Genomic DNA, 21,220 nt, shown 5'->3' with positions numbered 1-21,220 from the left:
GCAAGCACCCGCAATGGGTTGCATACGTTCTGTGATCACGCACCGGGCTCGCGCCACACTTCGCTGTGCTACCCGCATGACCGAACGGCCTTCAGGAGCCGCGCCGTGGACCCGGTGATCATCGTCGGCGCGGGGCCCGTGGGCCTCGCGCTCTCCCTTGCCCTGGCCTCGCAGGGCGTACCCAGCGTCGTCCTCGACGAGGGGTCCGGCAAGGAGGAACCCCGCCCCGCCCGCACGGTCGTGCTGCGCGCCGACATGGCGGCCATGGTGGAGCGCCTCGGCTGCGCCACCCTCCGTGACGAGGGGGTCCGCTGGGTCGGCTGGCGCTCACTGCGCCGCAAGCAACAAATGAGGCACATCGAGCTGAGCCTCGGTCTCGGCGGTACGGAGAGTGACGGCGAGGGGCCGGCCGCTCCCCTGCACATCCCCCAGCACGCCCTCGCGCGGGGACTGCGTGACGCGATCGCCGGGCAGGCGCTCATCCAGCTGGTCCCCGAGGCGCGGCTGGACACCATCGAGCAGGACGCGAGCGGTGTCACCGCGCACACCCGCGGTCCCGGCGGGACCTGGTGGCGCGGCAGTCATCTGGTCGGCTGCGACGGCGCCCGTTCCACGGTGCGCAAGCTTCTCTCGATCCGCTTCCCGGGGCGTACGGCGGTGGAGCGCCACGCGGTCGCCGCGCTGCGCACCGAGCTCCCCTGGCCGGGCGAGGCCCTGTTGCACCGTCAACCGCCGTGGCGGGGCGGTGGCGAGGAGGTCACGGCACGGCCGCTGCCGGACGGTGTCTGGCGGATCGACTGGCTGCTGCCACCGCGCGGCGACCTCGTCACCCCGGACGCGCTCGTCTCCAGGATCCGCGACACCCTGGCCGGCTGGTGCGGTGGGGAGACACCTCCGTACGAGTTGATCGACACCGGCGTCCACACCCTGCACCACCGGCTCGCGCGGCGCTGGCGTGTGGACCGGGTCTTCCTCGCGGGCGACGCCGCCCATCTGCTCGGCGCCGTGGGCACCCAGGGCCTCGACGAGGGGCTGCGGGACGCCGACAACCTGGCCTGGAAGCTCGCGTACGCCTGGCACCACGGGGCCTCGGACACACTGCTCGACAGTTACCAGAGCGAGCGGCGGGCGGCGGTGGCCTCCCGGCTGCGGGCCGCCGACCAGTCGCTGCCCGTGCTGCGCGGCGGCGGGGGGCTGCGGACGTACCTCTCGGGCGGCACTCGGAGCCACGACAGTCTGCTGACCGACGGGCATCTGGGGCGCGGCCCGCTGGGCGCGCCCCCCGCGTATCCGCACTCCCCCCTCGCGCCCCAGGACGCCGGTGCGTCCCAAGTGGCGGTGGGTACGGACGACGGCGCACCGGTCGAGGACGTCCGGGTGACCGCGCCGGACGGCACGACCGTACGGCTCCGGGACCGGCTCGGGCAGGGGCGGCTCCTGGTGGTCCTGGTCGCGCCCGGAACGGGTGTGTGGGACCGGCGGCACTGGATGAGCGCGGGCGTGATGCCCCGCCTCGTGGAGGCGGTACGGGCTCTGCCGGTGAAGGCGGAGTTGCTGGTGACCGAGGCGTATCCGGGAGCCGCGGCCCACACCGTCCTGCTGGTACGGCCGGACGGCCATCTGGTCGCCTCGTTCCCCGGGGTCCGGCCGGACGAGCTGTACGCGGCGGCGGACGCGACGCGGGGCGGCAAGGCGGCGGAGCCCGAGCCGCGCAGGACCACGCCCAAGGCTCCGCCTGGGGCCAAGAGCACTCCCGCGCCCGGGTCCGGGCCCGGCGCGAAGCCCGCATCCCAGGCCGTCGCCAAGCCCATGTCCACGTCGGTGCCCAAGTCCGTGTCCAAGTCCGTGTCCGAGAAGAGCGACCGCACCGCGGACATCAATTGACCCTCGTGGGCGCACATGGTGTACTCCGGAGCGTGACCGACACCGATGTGCGCCTGTGGCGGAGGGTCCATATGGACCTCGTCCGCTACGCGGGCTGCGTGTGTCGCCCGTCCTGCTGAATTCGCCTCTCCCTTCGCGTGCCCTTCGCCGCTGACGTCGGCGTGCGTGTCGCGCGCTTCTTCCGCGAACCCTCAGGACGGTCTTCCGTGCCCCAGCATGTCTCCGCGCCTTCAGCGCCCCCCGCTGTCTCATCCGGATCCTTCGCGCCCACTGCCGCCGACCTTCTGGACTTCGTCCGCCGTACCGCCGCCGACACCGGACTGATCGACTCCCTCCCGCTCGACCCGGAGGGGCGTACGTGGGTACGGCTCGACGGCCCGGGCGGCAGCGAGGCGTGGCTGATCGGCTGGCCGCCCGGGACGGGCACCGGCTGGCACGACCACGCCGAGTCGCAGGGCGCGTTCGCCACCGCGCGCGGCACCCTGAAGGAGAACTCGCTGGCGGTACGGCTGCCGTCGAGCGGCTGGAAGACCCTGGAACTGGCCGACGGGGTCGACCGCGAACGGCGGTTGCCGGCGGGCAAGGGGCGCGCGTTCGGGCAGCACCATGTGCACGAGGTGCTCAACGAGTCCCATGACACGCATGCCGTGTCCGTGCACGCGTACTTTCCGCCGCTCCCGCTGATCCGGCGTTTCAGCCGATCGGGCGCGGTGCTCCGTCTTGAGCAGGTCGAGCGCCCGGAGGACTGGCAGTGAGCGAGCGGAACGAGGCCGAACGGGTGGGAATCGACGAGTTGTTGGAGCGAGTCAGGTCCGGTCTGGACCGGATCGAGCCCCGTGCGGCCCACGAGGCGTACGAGGCGGGTGACGCGCTCCTGGTGGACACCAGGTACGCGGCGTTGCGCGAGCGGGACGGGCTGGTCCCCGGCGCGCTGATCGTGGAGCGCAACGAGCTGGAGTGGCGGCTGGACCCGCTGGGCAGCCATCGCGCGGCGGAGGCGAACAGCCACGACCTGCGGGTGGTCGTTTTCTGCAACGAGGGGTACGCGTCCTCGCTGGCGGCCGCGTCGCTGCGTCAGCTGGGTCTGCACCGTGCGACCGATGTGATCGGCGGCTTCCAGGCGTGGAAGGCGGCGGGCCTGCCGGTCCTGCTGCCTGCGGCGCGGGGGTAGCCCGCGCGTACGGCCGGTGGCCCGCAGTGCGCGAGCCGTCTGCCGGCCTCGCCGTGTGCGGACCGGCTGGCGGCCTCGCCCGGCTGGTGCGCCGCGAACGGGTCGACGCTCCGCCGCACACGGGCTGGTGTACCGCCCACACGGCCGACTAGAAGGGCTCGTCCAGCCCCTCCGTGTCCTCGCCCTCTTCCTCCAGGGCCTGGCGGACGACCCGGAGGGCCATGCCCTCCGCGTATCCCTTGCGGGCGAGCATCCCCGCGAGCCGCCGCAGCCTGCGGTCCCGGTCGAGGCCGCGGGTGGCACGGAGCTTGCGGTCGACGAGCTCGCGCGCGGTGATCTCCTCCTGCTCGGAGTCCAGCTGCCCCACCGCCTCCTGGATCAGCGAGGGGTCGACGCCCTTGGTGCGCAGCTCGCGGGCGAGGGCCCGTCGGGCGAGTCCGCGCCCGTGGTGCCGGGACTCCACCCAGGCGTCCGCGAAGGCGGCGTCGTCGATGAGCCCCACGTCCTCGAAGCGCGAGAGCACTTCCTCGGCGACCTCGTCGGGGATCTCGCGCTTGCGCAGGGCGTCGGCGAGCTGCTTGCGCGTGCGGGGGGTCCCGGTGAGCAGGCGCAGGCAGATCGCCCGCGCCCGCTCAGCCGGATCCTGGGGCGACAGCTCTTTCTCGGCCCTCGACGAGTCGGAGCTGTCGCCCGGCCATTCGGTGCGACCGGTCACAGCGTCAGCTCTTGGCCGCCGGGGCCTTGGTCGCCTTGGTGGCCTTGGCCGCCGGGGCGGACTTGGCCGTCTCGTCCGTCGCCGCCGGCTCCGCGCCACCCGCGGCGTCCGTGCCCGCCTCGGCCGTGGCGGCCTCCGGCTTGACCCCGACGCCGAGCTTTTCCTTGATCTTCTTCTCGATCTCGTCGGCGAGGTCGGGGTTGTCCTTCAGGAAGTTACGGGCGTTCTCCTTGCCCTGGCCGAGCTGGTCGCCCTCGTACGTGTACCAGGCGCCGGCCTTGCGGACGAAGCCGTGCTCCACGCCCATGTCGATCAGGCCGCCCTCGCGGCTGATGCCCTGGCCGTAGAGGATGTCGAACTCGGCCTGCTTGAACGGCGGCGCGACCTTGTTCTTGACGACCTTGACGCGCGTGCGGTTGCCGACCGCGTCCGTGCCGTCCTTGAGGGTCTCGATGCGGCGGATGTCGAGGCGCACCGAGGCGTAGAACTTCAGGGCGCGGCCACCGGTCGTGGTCTCCGGCGAGCCGAACATGACGCCGATCTTCTCGCGGAGCTGGTTGATGAAGATCGCGGTGGTCTTGGACTGGTTGAGCGCGCTGGTGATCTTCCGGAGGGCCTGGCTCATCAGACGGGCCTGCAGACCCACGTGCGAGTCGCCCATCTCGCCCTCGATCTCCGCACGCGGAACGAGCGCGGCGACGGAGTCGATGACGATCAGGTCGAGGGCGCCGGAGCGGACCAGCATGTCGACGATCTCGAGGGCCTGCTCACCGTTGTCCGGCTGGGACAGGATGAGGTTGTCGATGTCGACGCCGAGCTTCTTGGCGTACTCGGGGTCGAGGGCGTGCTCGGCGTCCACGAACGCCACCTGACCGCCGGCCTTCTGAGCGTTGGCGACGGCGTGCAGGGTCAGGGTCGTCTTACCGGAGGACTCCGGTCCGTAGATCTCCACGACACGGCCGCGCGGCAGACCGCCGACGCCGAGGGCGACGTCGAGGGCGGTCGAGCCGGTGGAGATCACCTCGATCGGCTCCTGGGTGCGGTCGCCCATGCGCATCACGGCGCCCTTGCCGAACTGCCGTTCAATCTGAGCGAGGGCGGCTTCGAGGGCCTTCTCGCGGTCGGTACCTGCCATGGGTTCCACCCGGTTTGCTTGAGTCGATCGCTTCATGTGAAAGACGCTAACCCCTGCCACTGACAACGGGCCCCGCCGTCCCTCCGACCTGTGGATAACTCGCCCACAACCCCGCGATTCCAAGGGCCGGAATCCCATAAGAATGCATGTTCGATTTTAGTGTCAAGCGCACCACGCGGGGCCTGTCGCACCCGCCTATCCTTCCTGGCATGGCCCTCCCCTTCCGCGTCCGACGCGGCCGCATGTCGCCGCGGGCCGCCGATGTCGTCGTGGCGCTGGTCGTCACCCTCGTCGTCGCCGTCTGGACGCTGGTGTCCGCGCAGTACACGAGCGAGCCCGCGGGCCGCACCGCCATCGGCTGGGCGCTGATCGCGGTCGGGTGCGGGTCACTGTGCTTCCGGCGGCGGGCTCCCGTCACGGTCGCGGTCGTCACGCTCGTCGCCTGCGTGGCCTACTACCCCGTGTCCGCGCAGGACGGGCCCCTGATGATCACCTTCGCGCTCGCGCTCTACACCACGGCCGCGGAGGGCCGCTTCGCCGCGGCTGTCGCGCTCGCCGCCGTCACCCTGTTCGCCGTCGGGCTCGGCGAGATCCGTCAGTCGCCCGGGCACCGCCAGATCGACGACACCTCGCTCGCGATGCTGGCCGGCTGGCTGATCAGCCTGGTCGCCGTCGGCCGTGCGCAGCGGACCCGGCTCGCCTATCTGCGCGAGGTGGAGCAGCGGGCGCTGGCGGCCGAGCGCGAGCAGGAGGCGCGGGCCCGGCAGAGCGCCACCGAAGAGCGGCTGCGGATCGCCCGGGAGCTGCACGACGTCCTCGGGCACAGCATCTCGCTCATCAACGTCCAGTCCGGCGCGGTGCTGCACCGGCTCGGCAAGAAGCCGGATCCCGATGTCGCGCTGGCCGCGGCGGAGGAGGCGCTCGAGGCCGTGAAGGCCACCAGCAAGGACGCGCTGCGCGAGCTGCGCGCGACGCTCGGAGTGCTGCGCCAGGCCGACGAGGCCGCGCCGACCTCGCCGACCTCCGGGCTCGCCCTGCTCGGCGAACTGGTCGAGCGGGCCAGGAGCACCGGCCTCGACGTCCGTACCGAGCTGACCGGGACACCCGTACCGCTGGCACCTCCGGTCGATCTCGCCGCGTACCGGATCGTGCAGGAGTCGCTGACCAATGTCACCCGGCATTCCGGGGCCCGTACCGCCACGATCGCGCTCGACTGGCGTGCGGACGAGCTGCGCCTGCGGATCGAGGACGACGGCGAGGGGGCTCCGGAGGAGCAGCCGCTGGGGAGCGGCATCCGCGGGATGGCCGAGCGCGCTCGGGCCTTCGGCGGCGATCTGACCGCGCACAGCACCGCCGGGGGCTTCCGGGTCGACGCCCGGCTGCCGCTCGAAGCACCGGCATCCACGACCACCACGTCCAAGGGGGACCCTCGATGATCCGCGTCGTACTCGCCGACGACCAGACCCTGGTACGGGCGGGCTTCCGCTCGATCCTGACCGACGAGGACGACATCGAGGTGGTCGGGGAGGCCGCCGACGGTGAGCAGGCGATCACGCTCGCTCGCGAACTGCGCCCGGACGTGGTCCTGATGGACATCCGGATGCCGGGCCTGGACGGTCTGGAGGCCACCCGCCGGATCACCGCCGACGCCCGGCTCGAAGCGGTCAAGGTGGTGATCCTGACCACCTTCGACGTCGACGACTACGTCTACGGCGCGCTGCGTGCCGGCGCGAGCGGCTTCCTCGTGAAGGACACCGAGCCCATGGAACTGCTGCACGGGGTACGGGTGGTGGCCCGCGGCGACGCGCTGATCGCCCCGGCCGTGACCCGTCGGCTGATCGCCGAGTTCGCAGGCCGCTCGAAGCAGCCCGATCCCAGCCCTCGCCTGAACGCGCTCACCGAGCGGGAGCGCGAGGTGATGGGCCTGGTGGGCGCGGGGCTCTCCAACGACGAGATCGCGCAGCGCCTCGTCCTGTCCCCGGCGACGGCGAAGACGCATGTCAGCCGGATCATGACCAAGCTCGACGTCCGGGACCGGGCGCAGCTGGTGATCCTGGCGTACGAGTCGGGAATGATCACTCCCGGCTGGCTGGGGTGACACAGAAGTCCTGCCGCCCCCGGGCTTGATCCACCGCCCCCTAAGGGGCACGCACGCGTGGACGCAACTCCTGGGGTACGCGCGCGTGGGGCGGCGCAACCGCGGGGGTACGCCCGGTGTCCACCGCCGGGCGACGCCGACCCCGTAGCCGTACGCCGACGCTGGCTGCGTGAATCCAGACGTCCTCGATCTCGCCCGGTTGCAGTTCGCCCTCACGGCGGGCGGCCACTTCCTCTTCGTCGCCCTCACCCTGGGGCTCGCGACCGTCGTCGCCGTCGTCCAGACCGTGGCGACGATCGGACGGAAGCCTCTGCACGCGCGCATGGTCCGGTTCTGGGGCCAGCTCTACGTCATCAATTACGCGGTCGGGATCGTCACCGGCATCGTGATGGAGTTCCAGTTCGGCATGAGCTGGAGCGGGCTCACCCACTACGCGGGCAATGTGTTCGGCGCCTCGCTCGCGGTCGAGACGATCGTCGCGTTCTTCGTCGAGTCGACCTTCCTGGGTCTGTGGATCTTCGGCTGGCATCGCTTCAACCGGTGGGTGCATCTGGCGATGATCTGGGTCGTCACGCTGACCGCGTACCTCTCCGCGTACTGGATCCTCGTCTCCAACGGCTTCCTCAACAACCCGGTCGGGCACCGGACCGAGGGCGGCAAGCTGGTCCTGGACGATCCGGTGGCGGTGCTGACCAACCCCTCGGCCCTGCTGGCCTTCGGGCACATCTTCGCCGGGGCGCTGCTGACGGCCGGCTTCTTCGTCGCGGGCGTGAGCGCGTACCACCTCTTCCGGCGCACGCCCGAGTGGGAGTTCTTCGGCCGGAGCCTGCGGATCGGGGTGTTCCTCTCCTTCCCCGCCCTCATGGTCACCGCCGCTTTCGGTGGCATCCAGTTGGGCTCGCTGCGCACGCTCCAGCCCATGAAATCGGCCGTGTTCAGCCAGAATGCGGCCGACATCGCGCGGATCCAGGCGGACATGGTCGCCCGCTTCGGGCCCGGCGACTACATCCCCTCCGAGGCATGGACGCGCGGCGGCGGTCTGGTCATGCTCATCTGCTTCGGCCTGATGATGTACTTCACCCTCGCCGGCGTGATCCTGGCCTGCTTCAAGAAGGTCGTCTTCCGCTTCCGGCTCTGGCATCTGACCCTGATGATCGCGGTGCCGCTGCCCTATGTCGCGATGATCAGCGGCTGGGTCTTCCGTGAGGCAGGCCGCCAGCCCTGGGTCGTGTACGGGCTGCTGAAGACCGAGGACGCGGTCTCCGACCTCTCCCCCGGCACGATGCGCGCCTCCCTGATCGTCTTCACCACCCTCTTCGCGCTGCTCGTCGTCCTCAATGCCTGGCTCCTCGCCCGATGGGCGCGCCGGGGCCCCGTCGACGAGGGTCTCGGCCACGACGACCGGGGCGAGCCCGAAAACGAGGACGCCACCGACTCCCTGCCCGCCACGAGCTACTGAGGAGCCGACGTGGAATCCCTCGCCATCGCCCTGCTCGCCTTCTTCGCCACCGGCTACTTCGTGCTCGCCGGCGCGGACATCGGGACCGGGATGCTGACCCCGTACCTCGGCCGCACCGACCACGAACGACGGCTCGTCATCGCCTCCTTCGCGCCGTTCTTCCTGGGCAACGAGGTGTGGCTGATCGCCACGGCCGGTGTGTTCGTCGGCTGCTTCCCCGATCTCGAGGGGGAGCTGCTGACCGGCCAGTTCGCGGTGCTCGTCCCCCTGCTGACCGGCTGGATCGTCCGTGACATCGGGCTCTGGTCGCGCGGCCGTGGCCGCGGTCGCGTCTGGCGCGCGGTGTGCGACGGAGCGGTGGTGTGCGGCAGTTGGACGGTCGCGCTGGCCTGGGGCTGGCTGCTGGCGGCGCTCCTCACCGGTACGCCGGACGAGACCGCCGGCGGCCCCGCCGCGATCCTCGTCGCCCTCGCCACGGCCGCCCTGTTCGCCGCGCACGGACTGGGCTTCGCCACGCTCCGGCTGACCGGCCTCCCGTACGAACGCGCCCGACTGCTCGTGGGTCGGACCGGCCGTCCCTGGCAGTCCTTCGCCCTCACGGCCGCCCTCCTGGGCGTGCTGCCGCTGCTCGCCGGAAGCGCGCTCCCGCTCACCGATCGGGCCGCGGACGGCACGACCCTCACCCTCCTCGTCCCCGCGCTGCTCGTCGTCACCCCGTTCCTCGTCGCCGCCCAGGTGTGGACCTGGCGGACCTTCCGGCACCGGGTGACCCGGCCCTCGTACCTCTAGCTCCTCCAACTCCCAGAAGGAGAAACGACCATGACCGTCACGCGGGACACCGATCCCACGGCCGACCCGGCGAACCCACCGACCCCGACGCCCTGGCGGGGCAGCGTCTTCGAGCGCCTGGCCGCCTTCTCGTACCGCCACCGCTGGTCCGCCGTGCTGCTGTGGGTCGTGGTCGTGGCCGCCGCGACCGGTGCCTCGACGATCGCCGGCAGCGCGTACCACAACGACTTCTCGCTGCCCGGCACCGATTCCCAGGCGGCACGGACCGTCCTGGAGCGGCACGGCTCCGCGCAGGCCACGGACGCGACACTGCAGATCGTCGTCAAGGACGAGGACGGCATCCGCGAGAAGACGGTCCACGCGCGCGTGGAGGGGCTGCTCGACAAGGTCGAGGGGCTTCCCGGGGTGACCGACGTCCGCAGTCCGTACGAGGACGGCGCGGCCGTCTCCCGCGACGGAACGGTCGCCTACGCCACCGTCACACTCCACGGCGAGGCCGAGAACACGGACCGCACCGAGGTACTGAAGATCATCGAGACCGTGCGCGCGGCGCAGGGCGACGGGCTGACCGCCGCTGTCGGCGGCGACGCGGCACGCGGCGCCGAGGAGGGCGGAGGCGGCGCGGCCGAGGGCGCGGGCATGCTCGGCGCGCTGGTCATCCTGGTCTTCCTGTTCGGCTCCCTGGTCGCGGCCAGCCTGCCGGTGGTCACCGCGATCTTCGCCGTCGGCAGCTCCATCGGGCTGATCGCGCTCGCCTCGCACCTCGCCGACGTCGCGGACTTCACCCCGCCGATCATGATGCTGGTCGGTCTCGGTGTCGGCATCGACTACGCGCTGCTGATCTTCTCCCGCTACCGCGGCGAGCTGCTGCACGGCGCCGAGCCCGAGCGAGCCGCCCGGACCGCGCTCGACGCGGCGGGACGCACGGTGTTCTTCGCGGGCTGCACAGTGATCATCGCGCTGATGGGTCTCGTCGCGCTCGGACTCGGCTCGCTGCAGGGCGTCGCCCTCGCCGTCGCCCTGACCGTCCTGGTCACGATGGCCGCCTCGCTCACCCTGCTCCCGGCGCTCCTCGGGATCTTCGGCCGGCGGATCCGGCGTCAGGTGGCCAAGCGGGCCGAGAAGTCGACCCGCCCGGAGGGCGCCCGGTGGCGCGGTTGGGCGACGGCGGTGCAGAAGCGGCCGTGGGCGGCGCTGCTCGTCTCCGTCGCGGCGCTCGGGGCGCTCGCCGCGCCCGCGCTCGACATGCGGCTGGGCTTCGCCGACGCGGGCAACGACGCCCCGGCGAAGTCGAGCAGGCAGGCGTACGACCTGCTGGCCGAGGGGTTCGGGCCCGGATTCAACGGGCCGCTGATCGTGGTCGCGGACGGCGGCGGCGAGCGCACGGCGGTCGCCCTGCGCCAGGCCCTGGAGAACACCGACGGCATCGCGGCCGCCACGGCGCCCATCCCGACGAAGGACGCCTCCGTCTCGACCGTCATCGCCTTCCCCGACTCGGCCCCGCAGGCCGAGGCGACCTCGGAGCTCGTCGAGCGGCTGCGGTCGGACGTCCTGCCGCCGCTGGAGCGCGAGACCGGCGCCGACCTGCTGGTCGGTGGGCCGACGGCGGCGACCGAGGACTTCGCGTCCACCGTCGCCGACCGGATGCCGCTGTTCGTCGCGATCGTCGTGGGTCTCTCCGCGCTCCTGCTGCTCCTCGTCTTCCGGTCCGTGCTCATCCCGGTGAAGGCCGCGCTGCTCAACCTGATCAGCATCGGAGCTGCGCTCGGGGTCATCACGCTGGTCTTCCAGCACGGCTGGTTCGGTGTGCAGCCCGGGCCGATCGAGGCGTTCATCCCCGTCATGATCTTCGCCATCGTCTTCGGTCTGTCGATGGACTACGAGGTCTTCCTGCTCTCCCGGATCCACGAGGAGTGGGAGCGCACCAAGGACCCGCAGGGCGCGGTCCGCGAGGGTCTCGCCGCGACCGGCAAGGTCATCACGGCCGCCGCGGCGATCATGATTGTGGTGTTCTCGGCCTTCGTCCTGAGCCCCGACCGGATGCTCCAGCAGTTCGGTCTCGGCCTGGCCGTGGCGATCCTGCTGGACGCGGTGGTCATCCGGTGCCTCATCGTGCCGGCGGTGATGCAGCTGCTCGGCCGTCGCGCGTGGTGGCTCCCGGCCCCGCTGCGGCGGGTCCTGCCGACGGTGCGGCTGGAGCGCGACTGACGCCCGGGCCGACGGTCGCCCGGCCGGCGGTCATCCAAGCCCCGGCCGGCGGGCTGGCCAACGGGCTGGGCGCGGGTCATGCGTGGCAGGCGCGGGTCAGGCGCGGCCCGGCCGACGGGCCGGGCGCGCGCCGGGCGCGGGTCAGGCGCCGTCCCGGGATGACGCTTCCTCCGGGGACGGCGCCGCCCCGTGGTCCTTCCGCTGGTGCAGCGCCTTCTGCAGCCGGGCGACGACCGCCTCCCCATAGCGTCGGTGGCCGTGGACACGCGGATCGTCCGTGACGTCGTACCGCTTCACATAGGCACCGAGGAACGCCTGCAACGTGGCGACGGCCGGGATGGCGATCAACGCGCCGACGGCACCGAGCAGCGCCGTACCGGCGATCACCGAGCCGAAGGCCACCGCCGGGTGGATGTCCACGGTCTTGGACGTCAGCTTCGGCTGGAGGACATAGTTCTCGCACTGCTGGTAGACCACGACGAAGACCAGCACCCACAGCGCGTACCAGGGGTCCTCGGTGAACGCGATCAGCATGGGCAGCGCGCCCGCCAGATACGTGCCGATGGTGGGGATGAACTGCGAGACCAGGCCGACCCAGACCGCCAGCGCGGGCGCGTACGGCACCCCGAGGCTCTCCAGCAGGACGTAGTGCGCGACTCCGGAGATCAGCGCCATCAGTCCGCGGGAGTAGAGATAGCCGCCGGTCTTGTCGACGGCGATCTCCCAGGCCCGCAGCACCTCGGTCTGGCGGGCCGGCGGCAGGACCGAGCACAGGGCGCGGCGCAGCCGGGGACCGTCGGCCGCGAAGTAGAACGAGAAAAGGAAGATCGTCAGCAGCTTGAAGAGACCGCCGAGGACGGTCGCGGAGACGTCGAGGACACCGGTCGCGCTGTTCTGCACGTACTTCCGCAGCCAGTCGGAGCGGAGCACGCTGTCCTGGACCTCGACACGGGACAGCTCGGTATGGAAGGTCTGGTTCATCCAGTTGATCAGCGAGTCGAGGTACTTCGGGAAGTTCTCGACCATGTCGACGATCTGGCCGGCCAGCATCGACCCGAGCAGCACCACGAAACCGACGCCGACGACCATGACGGTGAAGAAGACGAGGAACGTGGCGAGGCCGCGGCGCATCCCCCGGGCGGCCATGCGCCCGACGGCCGGTTCGATGGCAAGGGCGAGGAAGAACGCGACGAGGATGTTGACGAGGAGCCCGATGAGCTGGTGGAAGGCCCAGCTGCCGAGCTGGAAGCAGGCGTAGAGCGCGAGGGCGAGCAGCAGGGCGCGCGGCAGCCAGCGGGGCATCCGCGCCGCGGATCCGGCCGAGGCGGGGCCGGAGCCGATGGGTCCGGCCCCGCCGGCTCCGGCGGCGGCCGAGTCGGGCGCCGAGGAAGCCGGCGCGGGAGACGCCGGTGCGGAGGGAGAGCCGGTGGACGGGGCGGGCACGGACGGCCCCGGCGCGGCCGCGGGCCCACCCCCAGGGGCTGTCACCGGGGCGCCGCGCACGGCCGTACGCATCGTCGGCCCCGTCTCCGGGGCGCTCGCGGTCACGGTCTGGTCGGAGGTTCCACCGAGGGTCGCGTCGAAGGTCCCGTCGGGAGTCGTCTTGTCGGTCTCGTCGGTGTCGTCAGTCGCAGCCACCCCGCCAGTCTCGCGTACCGCGCGGACATTCCGCCCCGGCCGGGGGTCTCAGCGCTTGTCGGCCGGTACGTCGACTGCCGAGCAGACCGCCCGCCACACGTCCTTCGCCTCCCAGCCGGCGTCCAGCGCATCGCGCACCGTACGGCCGCCCAGCTCCGACATCACATGGTCCCTGGCGAAGGACTCGGCGTAGGACGCACCGAAGTGGTCCGCCATCCGCTCCCAGAAAATCGTCAACCGCATGAACCCAGTATCCCGCTCCCAAGAGTGCAGCCCGGTCCGTAAGCCTTGTCACACGTCCTGCGCGGCCTACGGTCGAACCATGCCTGGAACTCCTCTCGCGGCTCCGCACCCGACGCTCCTCGCGCGCGCCGAGCACTTCATCTGGCTGACGGCCCGCGTGCTCGAACAGCGCCGGTTCGCCTATCACTTCCTGCGCGGCGGCCCGGAACCCGTCGAGGTCGCCCTCAACGCGTACCTCAACGAGGACGGGGGCTACGGGCACGCGCTCGAACCGGACCTGCGCGGCCCCGTGAGCCAGCCGCTGCACACCGGGCACGCGCTGCGGATCCTCGACTCGATCGGCCGCTGCGGCGGGCTGCGGGTCGAACGGATCTGCCGCTACCTCACCGATGTCTCCACGCACGAGGGCGCACTGCCGGCGATCCATCCGTCACTGCGCGGCTACCCCGCCGCGCCGTTCGTCCCGATCGTCGACGATCCGCCCGGCGCCCTGCTGTCCACGGGCCCCGTGGTCGGGCTGCTCCACCGGAACCAGGTGTGGCACGCCTGGCTGTTCCGCGCCACCGAGTTCTGCTGGTCGGCGGTCGAGTCCCTGGAGAAGTCCCATCCGTACGAGATCCAGGCGGCGGTCGCCTTCCTCGACGGGGTCCCGGACCGTTCGCGGGCACAGGCGGTGGCCGACCGGCTCGGGCGGCTGGTGCGGGAGCAGCGGCTGGCGGTCCTGGACCCCGAGCGTCTCGACGACTTCCCGGTGGCACCGGGGTACGCGCCGGGCGAGCACCACTTTCCGTACGACTACGCGCGCGTGCCGGACTCCTTGGCCCGCCGCTGGTTCACGGACGAGGAGATGGCACGGTCGCTGGACCACCTCGCCGCCGACCAGCAGGAGGACGGCGGCTGGCCGGTCACCTGGCGCCGGTGGGCCCCGGGAACGGCGCTGGAGGCGCGTCCGATGGTCACCATCGAGGCGTTGCGCACCCTGCGCGCCCACGGCCGACCGATCGACTGACGGCATCGGGCACGGGCTCGCGCCCGGCACGCGGACCGGGTGAACGGCCCGCCGTCGACGTCAGCCGCCCAGTGCCCTCGCTCCCGCCGTGACCAGCACCGCCGCGGCCACGACGACCAGGAAGGGTGCCCGCAGGACCAGGGCGACGGCGGCCGCGGCGACACCCGCGGCGCGGGCGTCCAGGGTGAGAGCGCCGTCGCTGCTGAAGGTCTGCTGGGCGGTGAGCGCCGCCAGCAGAGCGACCGGCAGCAGGGCGGCGAGGCGTTGGACGAGCGGGCGTTCCAGCGCGCCGGCGGGCACGAGGAGCCCGACCAGCTTGACGAGGTAGCAGCCGACGGCCGTGAGGCCGATCGCGATCCAGACACTCATCGGGTGTTCTCCTCACAGGTCTCGTCGGTCGTCTCACCGGTGCCACAGGTCTTGTCGATGCCACAGGTCTCGTCGATGTCACCGGTCTCGTCGATGCCATCGGTCCGGCCCATGTGCCGGCCCCGCAGCCACAGCACGGCCGGCGCTGCGAGCGCCGCCGCCAGGACCGGGACCCCGGCCGGGAGGACGGGCAGCAGACCAAGGCCCAGGACGACGGCGATCCCCGCGGTGTACCGCTCCGTCGCCGTCTTCAGCATGGGAGCGAGCAACGCCAGGAAGACGGCCGGTCCGGCCGCGTCCAGACCCCAGGCGTCGGTGTCGCCGATGGCCTCCGCCCCGAGGGCGCCCAACAGGGTCGTCAGGTTCCACAGCACGTAGAGCGTGATCCCGGTGACGGTGAACCCCATCCGCGCGGCCCGCCGCGTCGGCTGCGCGAGCGCCACCGCTGTCGTCTCGTCGATCACCCACTGGGCGGCGAAGGGCTTTGCGGCACGCGGCAGGGCGAGGAGCTGCGACAGCCGCAGCCCGTAGAACGCGTTGCGCGTGCCCAGGAAGAACGCGCCCGCCGCGGCCGTGAACGGGTTCCCGCCCGCCGCGAGCGCCCCCACCAGGGCGAACTGCGAGGCGCCCGTGAAGACGAGCAGGCTGAGGACACAGGTCTGGAGCAGGCTGAGTCCGGATCCCGCGGACGTCACTCCGAAGGCGAAGCCGGAGAGACCGACGGCGATCCCGACCCCGAGCGCGTCGCGTACGACCGCCGAGTCCGCCTTCGTGCTCTCCCGTACGACTGGGGTTGCTGTCTGTTCTGCCACGTGAGGGACGTTACGAGCCCCGGCCGCCGGCGGTCTTGTACGTTCTTGCGCCCGCCGCGTTCTTGCAGGCCTCGGCCCCGCATGCCGCTGCGTTCCTGCACGCCGCCACGGTTCTCGCGCCCTCCGCGGGTTCTACGTTCTGGTGCCCCGCGCGCGCTGGTACGCCCCCGGCGGGACACCGACGCTTCGCGTGAAGTGCCGGTTGAGGTGCGGCTGGTCGGTGAAGCCGACGGCGACGGCTGCCTCCGCCGGCGCCGTACCCGCGTCCAGCAGCCGCCGGGCCCGCCGCACGCGCGCGTCCGTCAGCCAGGTGTGCGGCGGCATCCCGTACGTCTCCCGGAAGGCCCGCAGCAGGGCGAAGGGACTGGTGCCGAGCTCGGCGGCGAGACGCTCCAGGGTCGGCGGGTCGGCCATCCGCTCCTCCAGAACGGCACGCGCGCGTACCGCGTTGCTCGCGCCGGCCGAGCGCGGGAGCAGCGGCGAGGCGAGGCGGCCCCCGTGGCTGCGCAGCATCCTCGCCGTGACCAGCCTCAGCAGGCTGTCGGCGGCCAGCGCGTTACCCTCCTCGGCGGCCCGGTGGACCCCGATGACGAGCTGCGCGGCGTACGGATCGTCTACAACGGGTTCGGTGAAGCCGACGGCCCCCCGCAGGGAGATGGTGTCGGCCGCGATCGACCGGATCACCTCCGCGTCCGGGTAGATCGTCCGGTAGGTCCAGCCCTCCGGGACGCCCGCGTGCCCGGTGTGCGGGGTGTCCGGGTTGACCAGGGCGATCTGCCCCGGTCCGGCATGCACGAGGTCGTCGCGGTAGTGGAACGCCTCGACACCCTCCGTGATGGCGGCGAAGACGAAGGTCTCGTGGGTGTGCCGGGCGAAGGCCTTGCGGACGTAGTGGGCATGCAGCAGGTCGACGCCGGGCAGCTCGGAGTACTGCCAGTACCGTGCCCGCTCCCCACTCGCCATGCCTCCATTCTGCGCCACCGACGCTTCGGCATCGAGCGGGTTTCCCCAGGTCCGGGCGGTTGTCAGTGACGGGGTGCACGATGGGTGGCATGGTCAGGTCTGCGCTCGACTCGTTCTCCCCCGCGACCCGCGGCTGGTTCACCGGGGCCTTCCGCGCGCCCACGTCGGCGCAGGAGGGTGCCTGGCAGGCCATCGGCGCGGGTTCGGACGTCCTGGTGGTCGCCCCGACCGGTTCCGGCAAGACCCTGGCCGCCTTCCTCGCCTCCCTGGACCAGCTCGCCTCCACCCCACCGCCCGCGGACCCCAAGAAGCGCTGCCGGGTGCTGTACGTCTCCCCGCTGAAGGCGCTCGCCGTCGACGTCGAGCGCAATCTGCGCTCCCCGCTGACCGGTATCCGCCAGGAGTCGGTCCGGCTCGGACTGCCCGAGCCGGACGTACGGGTCGGTATCCGCTCCGGCGACACCCCGCCCGCCGAGCGCCGGGCGCTGGCCACGAAGCCTCCGGACATCCTGATCACGACCCCCGAGTCGCTGTTCCTGATGCTGACCTCCGCCACCCGAGAGGCACTGGCCGGGATCGAGACGGTGATCCTGGACGAGGTCCACGCGGTCGCCGGGACCAAGCGCGGCGCCCATCTCGCGCTGTCCCTGGAGCGTCTCGACGAGCTGCTGCCCCGCCCGGCCCGCCGGATCGGTCTGTCGGCGACGGTCCGCCCCGTCGACGAGGTGGCCCGCTATCTCTCTCCGCAGCGCAAGGTGGAGATCGTCCAGCCGCCGTCCGGCAAGGAGTTCGACCTCTCCGTGGTCGTCCCGGTCGAGGACATGGGCGAGCTGGGAGGCTCCCCGGCCTCCGAGGGCACGGACGGCGGCGACAAGCCGTCGATCTGGCCGCATGTCGAGGAGCGGATCGCCGACCTGGTCCAGGCCCATCGCTCCACCATCGTCTTCGCCAACTCGCGCCGGCTCGCGGAGCGGCTCTGCAACCGTCTGAACGAGATCGCCTACGAGCGCGCCACCGGCGAGGCCCTTCCGGACGGTCCGCCGCCCGCCGAGATCATGGCCCAGTCCGGTGCCGCCCAGGGCGCTCCCGCCCTGCTCGCCCGCGCCCACCACGGCTCGGTCTCCAAGGAGCAGCGCGCCCAGGTGGAGGAGGACCTCAAGGCGGGCAGGCTGCCCGCCGTGGTGGCCACCTCCAGCCTGGAGCTGGGCATCGACATGGGCGCGGTGGACCTGGTCGTACAGGTCGAGTCGCCGCCCTCGGTCGCCTCCGGACTCCAGCGCGTCGGCCGCGCGGGACACCAGGTCGGGGCCGTCTCCACGGGCGTGGTGTTCCCCAAGTACCGCGGCGACCTGGTCCAGGCGGCCGTGGTCACCGAGCGGATGCGCAGCGGCTCGATCGAGTCGCTGCGCATCCCGGCGAACCCGCTGGACGTGCTCGCGCAGCAGTTGGTCGCGATGGTCGCCCTGGACACCTGGCAGGTGGACGACCTGATGGCGACGGTCCGGCGGGCCGCGCCGTTCGCCTCGCTGCCCGAGTCCGCGTTCACGGCCGTCCTGGACATGCTGGCCGGACGCTATCCCTCGGACGCGTTCGCCGAGCTGCGCCCGCGCGTGGTCTGGGACCGGGTCGCCGGCACGGTCACCGGCCGCCCGGGTGCGCAGCGGCTCGCCGTCACCTCGGGCGGCACGATCCCCGACCGGGGCCTATTCGGGGTCTTCCTCGCGGGCGCCGACCCCAAGAAGGGCGGTGGACGGGTCGGCGAGCTGGACGAGGAGATGGTGTACGAGTCCAGGGTCGGCGACGTATTCACGCTGGGCACGACCTCCTGGCGGATCGAGGACATCACGCGGGACCGGGTCCTGGTCTCCCCCGCCCCAGGGGTGCCGGGCCGGCTGCCGTTCTGGAAGGGCGACCAGCTGGGCCGCCCGCTCGAACTGGGCCGCGCGGTGGGCGCCTTCCTGCGCGAGGTCGGTTCGCTGGAGACCGAGGACGCCCGGCTTCGGCTGGTCGCCGCGGGCCTGGACGCCTGGGCCGCCGACAATGTGCTGGCGTATCTGGACGAGCAGCGCCAGGCCTGCGGACATGTGCCGGACGACCGCACGATCCTTGTCGAGCGGTTCCGGGACGAGCTCGGCGACTGGCGGGTCGTCATCCACTCCCCCTTCGGGGCCCAGGTGCACGCCCCGTGGGCGCTGGCCCTCGGGGCCCGTCTCGCCGAGCGGTACGGCATGGACGCCCAGGTCATGCACGCGGACGACGGGATCGTGCTGCGCCTGCCGGACGCCGATCTGATGGGCCTCGATCTTCTCGACGACCCGGTGAGCCCGGACCGGCACCTCGACACCACGTACGACTCCGATCAGGCCCCGATCGGTGCGGCGGACGCGCTCTTCGACAAGGGGGAGATCGGGCAGATCGTCACCGACCAGGTCGGCGGCTCCGCCCTGTTCGCCTCCCGCTTCCGCGAGTGCGCCGCGCGGGCCCTGCTGCTGCCCAAGCGTAATCCCGGCAAGCGCACACCGCTCTGGCAGCAGCGCCAGCGCGCCGCCCAACTGCTCCAGGTGGCGAGCGAGTTCGGCTCCTTCCCGATCGTTCTGGAGGCCGTCCGCGAATGCCTCCAGGACGTCTTCGACGTCCCCGGGCTCCAGGAGCTGATGGGCGACATCGAGTCCCGGCGCGTCCGCCTGGTCGAGGTGACCACCCCCGAGCCGTCGCCCTTCGCCCGCTCCCTGCTCTTCGGCTATGTCGCCCAGTTCCTGTACGAGGGCGACTCCCCGCTCGCCGAGCGGCGGGCCGCCGCCCTGTCGCTGGACTCCCGCCTTCTCGCCGAGCTGCTCGGCCAGGCGGAGCTGCGGGAGCTGCTCGACGCGGACGTGCTCACCGAGCTGGAGCGGGAGCTCCAGTGGCTCGCCGAGGACCGCCGCATCAAGGACGTGGAGGGTGTCGCCGACGCGCTGCGGGTCCTCGGCCCGCTCACCGAGGCCGAGTTGACCGAGCGCGGGGGCGAGCCCGCCTGGGCACAGGAGCTGGGAGCGGCCCGGCGGGCCATCCGGGTCCGCATCGGCGGAGCCGACCACTGGGCGGCGATCGAGGACGCCGGCCGACTGCGGGACGCCCTGGGCACCGCCCTCCCCGTCGGCGTCCCCGAGGCGTTCACGGAGCCGGTCAAGGACCCGCTCGGCGACCTTCTGGCCCGCCACGCGCGCACCCACGGCCCGTTCACCTCCTCCGCGGCTGCCGCCCGCTTCGGCCTCGGCGCGGCCGTCACCGACGGCGCCCTCCAGCGCCTGGCCGCCGCCGGGCGGGTCGTCCAGGGCGAGTTCCATCCCTCCGGCATCGGCCAGGAGTGGTGCGACGCAGCCGTACTGCGACGCCTGCGCCGCCGCTCGCTCGCCGCGCTCCGTCATGAACTGGAGCCCGTGTCCCCCGCGGCGCTCGCCACCTTCCTGCCGCAGTGGCAGCACCTGGGGAGCAACGGCCTGCGCGGGATCGACGGACTGGCCCGTGCCGTCGAGCAGTTGCAGGGCGCGCCCGTGCCGGCCTCCGCCCTGGAGAAGCTGATCCTGCCGTCCCGGGTCAGGGACTACTCCCCTGCGCTGCTCGACGAACTGACCACGACCGGCGAGGTCGTCTGGGCCGGCGCGGGCGCCCTGCCCGGGAAGGACGGCTGGGTCTCCCTCTACCTCGCCGACGCGGCGCCCCTGCTGCTGCCGCCCGCGCACCCGCTCGAAACCACCGCGCTCCACGAGTCGGTCCTGACCACCCTGTCCGGCGGGTACGGCCTGTTCTTCCGCCAGATCGCCGACCAGGTACGGGCCACCACCCACCCGGACGTCACCGATCCCCAACTCGCGGACGCGGTCTGGGATCTGGCCTGGTCGGGACGGCTCACCAACGACACCCTCGCGCCGCTGCGCTCCCTCCTCGGCTCCGGCCGTACGGCGGGGTCCACGGCCCACCGCGCCAAGCGCACGGTCCCGCGTGGCCGTTACGGCACGCTCACCGCGGCCGCCCGACCGGCCTCACGGACCGGTCCGCCCACGGTCAGCGGTCGCTGGTCGCTGCTGCCGCCCTCGGAGCCGGAGCCGACCCATCGCGCCCACGCGCTCGCCCGCACGCTCCTGGACCGGCACGGCGTGGTCACCCGTGGCGCGGTGGCCGCCGAGGGCGTCGAGGGCGGCTTCTCCGCCACGTACCGCATCCTGTCGGCCTTCGAGGACAGCGGGCAGGCCCGCCGCGGCTATGTGGTGGAGGGGCTCGGCGCCGCCCAGTTCGCGATGGACGGGGCCGTCGACCGGCTGCGCGCGGCGGCGACCGCCCGGGATCGCGGCGCGGAGGCGGGCGCCGGCCCGCGCGCGGTGGTCCTGGCGGCGGCCGACCCGGCCAACGCGTACGGGGCGGCGCTGCCCTGGCCCGAGCCGCCGACCGGCGCCGGGCACAAGCCGGGCCGCAAGGCCGGCTCGATGGTCGTCCTGGTCGACGGGGAGCTGACCCTGTACATGGAGCGCGGCGGCAAGACCCTGCTGTCCTGGCCCACCGACCCGGACGACCCCGCACTGAGAGCCGCGGCCGAGTCCCTGGCCTCGGCCGCCCTCGTGGGATCCCTCGGCACGGTCACGGTGGAGCGCGTCAACGGAGCCGCCGCTCTCACCTCTCCCCTCGCCCGTCCGCTGGAGGCCGCCGGTTTCCACGCCACGCCGAGGGGGCTGCGCCTCCGCCCGTAACCG

General features: G+C 72.5%; 17 protein-coding genes and 1 pseudogene. 11 read left to right on the top strand and 7 right to left on the bottom strand.

The window, feature by feature from the left end; genetic code table 11:
• The first annotated feature begins 105 nt into the window (after window positions 1–105).
• The 4 genes from ACFC0D_RS23505 to ACFC0D_RS23490 all read left to right on the top strand — a co-directional run bounded on the left by ACFC0D_RS23505 (window position 106) and on the right by ACFC0D_RS23490 (window position 3,055).
• On the top strand, window positions 106–1,884 hold the full coding sequence (locus ACFC0D_RS23505) for an FAD-dependent monooxygenase (protein WP_376439181.1): 1,779 nt from the start codon (window positions 106–108) through the stop codon (window positions 1,882–1,884).
• A 5-nt stretch (window positions 1,885–1,889) separates the two neighbouring features.
• Window positions 1,890–2,003: a putative leader peptide gene (locus ACFC0D_RS23500; RefSeq protein WP_376439179.1), complete on the top strand. Its 114-nt coding sequence runs from the start codon at window positions 1,890–1,892 to the stop codon at window positions 2,001–2,003.
• 87 nt (window positions 2,004–2,090) lie between these two features.
• Window positions 2,091–2,639, top strand: coding sequence for a cysteine dioxygenase (locus tag ACFC0D_RS23495; RefSeq protein ID WP_376439177.1), 549 nt, complete (start codon window positions 2,091–2,093; stop codon window positions 2,637–2,639).
• On the top strand, window positions 2,636–3,055 hold the full coding sequence (locus ACFC0D_RS23490) for a rhodanese-like domain-containing protein (protein WP_376439175.1): 420 nt from the start codon (window positions 2,636–2,638) through the stop codon (window positions 3,053–3,055). Before ACFC0D_RS23495 ends, ACFC0D_RS23490 begins: the two co-directional genes overlap by 4 nt.
• Window positions 3,056–3,203: 148 nt before the next feature.
• Here ACFC0D_RS23490 and recX read toward each other — a convergent pair.
• A pseudogene (gene recX, locus ACFC0D_RS23485) lies at window positions 3,204–3,878 on the bottom strand (recombination regulator RecX); the annotation flags it as partial.
• Window positions 3,775–4,914, bottom strand: a complete 1,140-nt coding sequence (recA, locus tag ACFC0D_RS23480) for a recombinase RecA (RefSeq protein WP_376439233.1) — start codon at window positions 4,912–4,914, stop codon at window positions 3,775–3,777. The pseudogene recX and the gene recA, both read right to left, overlap by 104 nt.
• A 200-nt stretch (window positions 4,915–5,114) precedes the next feature.
• Between recA and ACFC0D_RS23475 the strand changes: the two genes are divergently transcribed.
• The 5 genes from ACFC0D_RS23475 (at window position 5,115) to ACFC0D_RS23455 (ending at window position 11,459) form a co-directional block, all read left to right on the top strand.
• Window positions 5,115–6,341 carry a sensor histidine kinase gene (locus tag ACFC0D_RS23475; RefSeq protein ID WP_376439173.1) on the top strand — a complete coding sequence of 409 codons (1,227 nt, stop codon included), beginning with the start codon at window positions 5,115–5,117 and terminating at the stop codon, window positions 6,339–6,341.
• Window positions 6,338–7,003, top strand: coding sequence for a response regulator (locus ACFC0D_RS23470; protein ID WP_376439171.1), 666 nt, complete (start codon window positions 6,338–6,340; stop codon window positions 7,001–7,003). The genes ACFC0D_RS23475 and ACFC0D_RS23470 overlap by 4 nt, the downstream gene beginning before the upstream one ends.
• A 169-nt stretch (window positions 7,004–7,172) precedes the next feature.
• Complete coding sequence (locus ACFC0D_RS23465; RefSeq protein WP_376439168.1) at window positions 7,173–8,462, top strand: cytochrome ubiquinol oxidase subunit I; 1,290 nt, start codon at window positions 7,173–7,175, stop codon at window positions 8,460–8,462.
• A gap of 9 nt (window positions 8,463–8,471) precedes the next feature.
• A complete protein-coding gene (locus ACFC0D_RS23460) occupies window positions 8,472–9,251 on the top strand; it encodes a cytochrome d ubiquinol oxidase subunit II (protein WP_376439166.1) in 780 nt (259 codons plus the stop codon).
• Window positions 9,252–9,281: 30 nt separating this feature from the next.
• Window positions 9,282–11,459, top strand: a complete 2,178-nt coding sequence (locus ACFC0D_RS23455) for an MMPL family transporter (protein WP_376439163.1) — start codon at window positions 9,282–9,284, stop codon at window positions 11,457–11,459.
• Between the two features lie 141 nt (window positions 11,460–11,600).
• Here ACFC0D_RS23455 and ACFC0D_RS23450 read toward each other — a convergent pair whose 3' ends face one another.
• On the bottom strand, window positions 11,601–12,761 hold the full coding sequence (locus ACFC0D_RS23450) for an AI-2E family transporter (protein WP_376439230.1): 1,161 nt from the start codon (window positions 12,759–12,761) through the stop codon (window positions 11,601–11,603).
• Between the two features lie 384 nt (window positions 12,762–13,145).
• A complete protein-coding gene (locus ACFC0D_RS23445) occupies window positions 13,146–13,340 on the bottom strand; it encodes a DUF3046 domain-containing protein (protein ID WP_376439160.1) in 195 nt (64 codons plus the stop codon).
• A gap of 79 nt (window positions 13,341–13,419) precedes the next feature.
• Here ACFC0D_RS23445 and ACFC0D_RS23440 point away from each other — a divergent pair, with 79 nt between their 5' ends.
• A complete protein-coding gene (locus tag ACFC0D_RS23440; RefSeq protein ID WP_376439158.1) occupies window positions 13,420–14,349 on the top strand; it encodes a hypothetical protein in 930 nt (309 codons plus the stop codon).
• A 60-nt stretch (window positions 14,350–14,409) separates the two neighbouring features.
• Here the strand turns inward: ACFC0D_RS23440 and ACFC0D_RS23435 are convergent, their stop codons facing one another.
• The 3 genes from ACFC0D_RS23435 to ACFC0D_RS23425 form a co-directional block, all read right to left on the bottom strand.
• The gene (locus ACFC0D_RS23435) at window positions 14,410–14,718 is read right to left on the bottom strand and encodes an AzlD domain-containing protein (protein WP_376439155.1); all 309 of its coding nucleotides are present in this window, start codon (window positions 14,716–14,718) and stop codon (window positions 14,410–14,412) included.
• A complete protein-coding gene (locus ACFC0D_RS23430; RefSeq protein WP_376439152.1) occupies window positions 14,715–15,530 on the bottom strand; it encodes an AzlC family ABC transporter permease in 816 nt (271 codons plus the stop codon). The genes ACFC0D_RS23435 and ACFC0D_RS23430 overlap by 4 nt, the downstream gene beginning before the upstream one ends.
• Before the next feature lie 132 nt (window positions 15,531–15,662).
• Entirely contained in the window at window positions 15,663–16,493 is an 831-nt protein-coding gene (locus tag ACFC0D_RS23425; protein ID WP_376439149.1) for an AraC family ligand binding domain-containing protein, read from the bottom strand.
• An 89-nt stretch (window positions 16,494–16,582) separates the two neighbouring features.
• Here ACFC0D_RS23425 and ACFC0D_RS23420 point away from each other — a divergent pair, with 89 nt between their 5' ends.
• The gene (locus ACFC0D_RS23420) at window positions 16,583–21,217 is read left to right on the top strand and encodes an ATP-dependent helicase (protein ID WP_376439145.1); all 4,635 of its coding nucleotides are present in this window, start codon (window positions 16,583–16,585) and stop codon (window positions 21,215–21,217) included.
• The last annotated feature ends 3 nt before the right edge of the window (window positions 21,218–21,220 follow it).

The sequence above is a fragment of the Streptomyces sp. NPDC056222 genome (assembly GCF_042264065.1).
Lineage (GTDB): Bacteria > Actinomycetota > Actinomycetes > Streptomycetales > Streptomycetaceae > Streptomyces.
This window is presented reverse-complemented; position numbering and strand designations above follow the sequence as displayed.

What these genes read in the sequence shown, in the direction of transcription:
- ACFC0D_RS23475 (WP_376439173.1), top strand. Translation starts at nt 5,115, where the DNA reads ATGGCCCTCCCCTTCCGCGTCCGACGCGGCCGCATGTCGCCGCGGGCC.
- ACFC0D_RS23470 (WP_376439171.1), top strand. Translation starts at nt 6,338, where the DNA reads ATGATCCGCGTCGTACTCGCCGACGACCAGACCCTGGTACGGGCGGGC.
- ACFC0D_RS23440 (WP_376439158.1), top strand. Translation starts at nt 13,420, where the DNA reads ATGCCTGGAACTCCTCTCGCGGCTCCGCACCCGACGCTCCTCGCGCGC.
- ACFC0D_RS23445 (WP_376439160.1), bottom strand. Translation starts at nt 13,340, where the DNA reads ATGCGGTTGACGATTTTCTGGGAGCGGATGGCGGACCACTTCGGTGCG.
- ACFC0D_RS23450 (WP_376439230.1), bottom strand. Translation starts at nt 12,761, where the DNA reads ATGCCCCGCTGGCTGCCGCGCGCCCTGCTGCTCGCCCTCGCGCTCTAC.
- ACFC0D_RS23420 (WP_376439145.1), top strand. Translation starts at nt 16,583, where the DNA reads ATGGTCAGGTCTGCGCTCGACTCGTTCTCCCCCGCGACCCGCGGCTGG.
- ACFC0D_RS23435 (WP_376439155.1), bottom strand. Translation starts at nt 14,718, where the DNA reads ATGAGTGTCTGGATCGCGATCGGCCTCACGGCCGTCGGCTGCTACCTC.
- ACFC0D_RS23455 (WP_376439163.1), top strand. Translation starts at nt 9,282, where the DNA reads ATGACCGTCACGCGGGACACCGATCCCACGGCCGACCCGGCGAACCCA.
- ACFC0D_RS23425 (WP_376439149.1), bottom strand. Translation starts at nt 16,493, where the DNA reads ATGGCGAGTGGGGAGCGGGCACGGTACTGGCAGTACTCCGAGCTGCCC.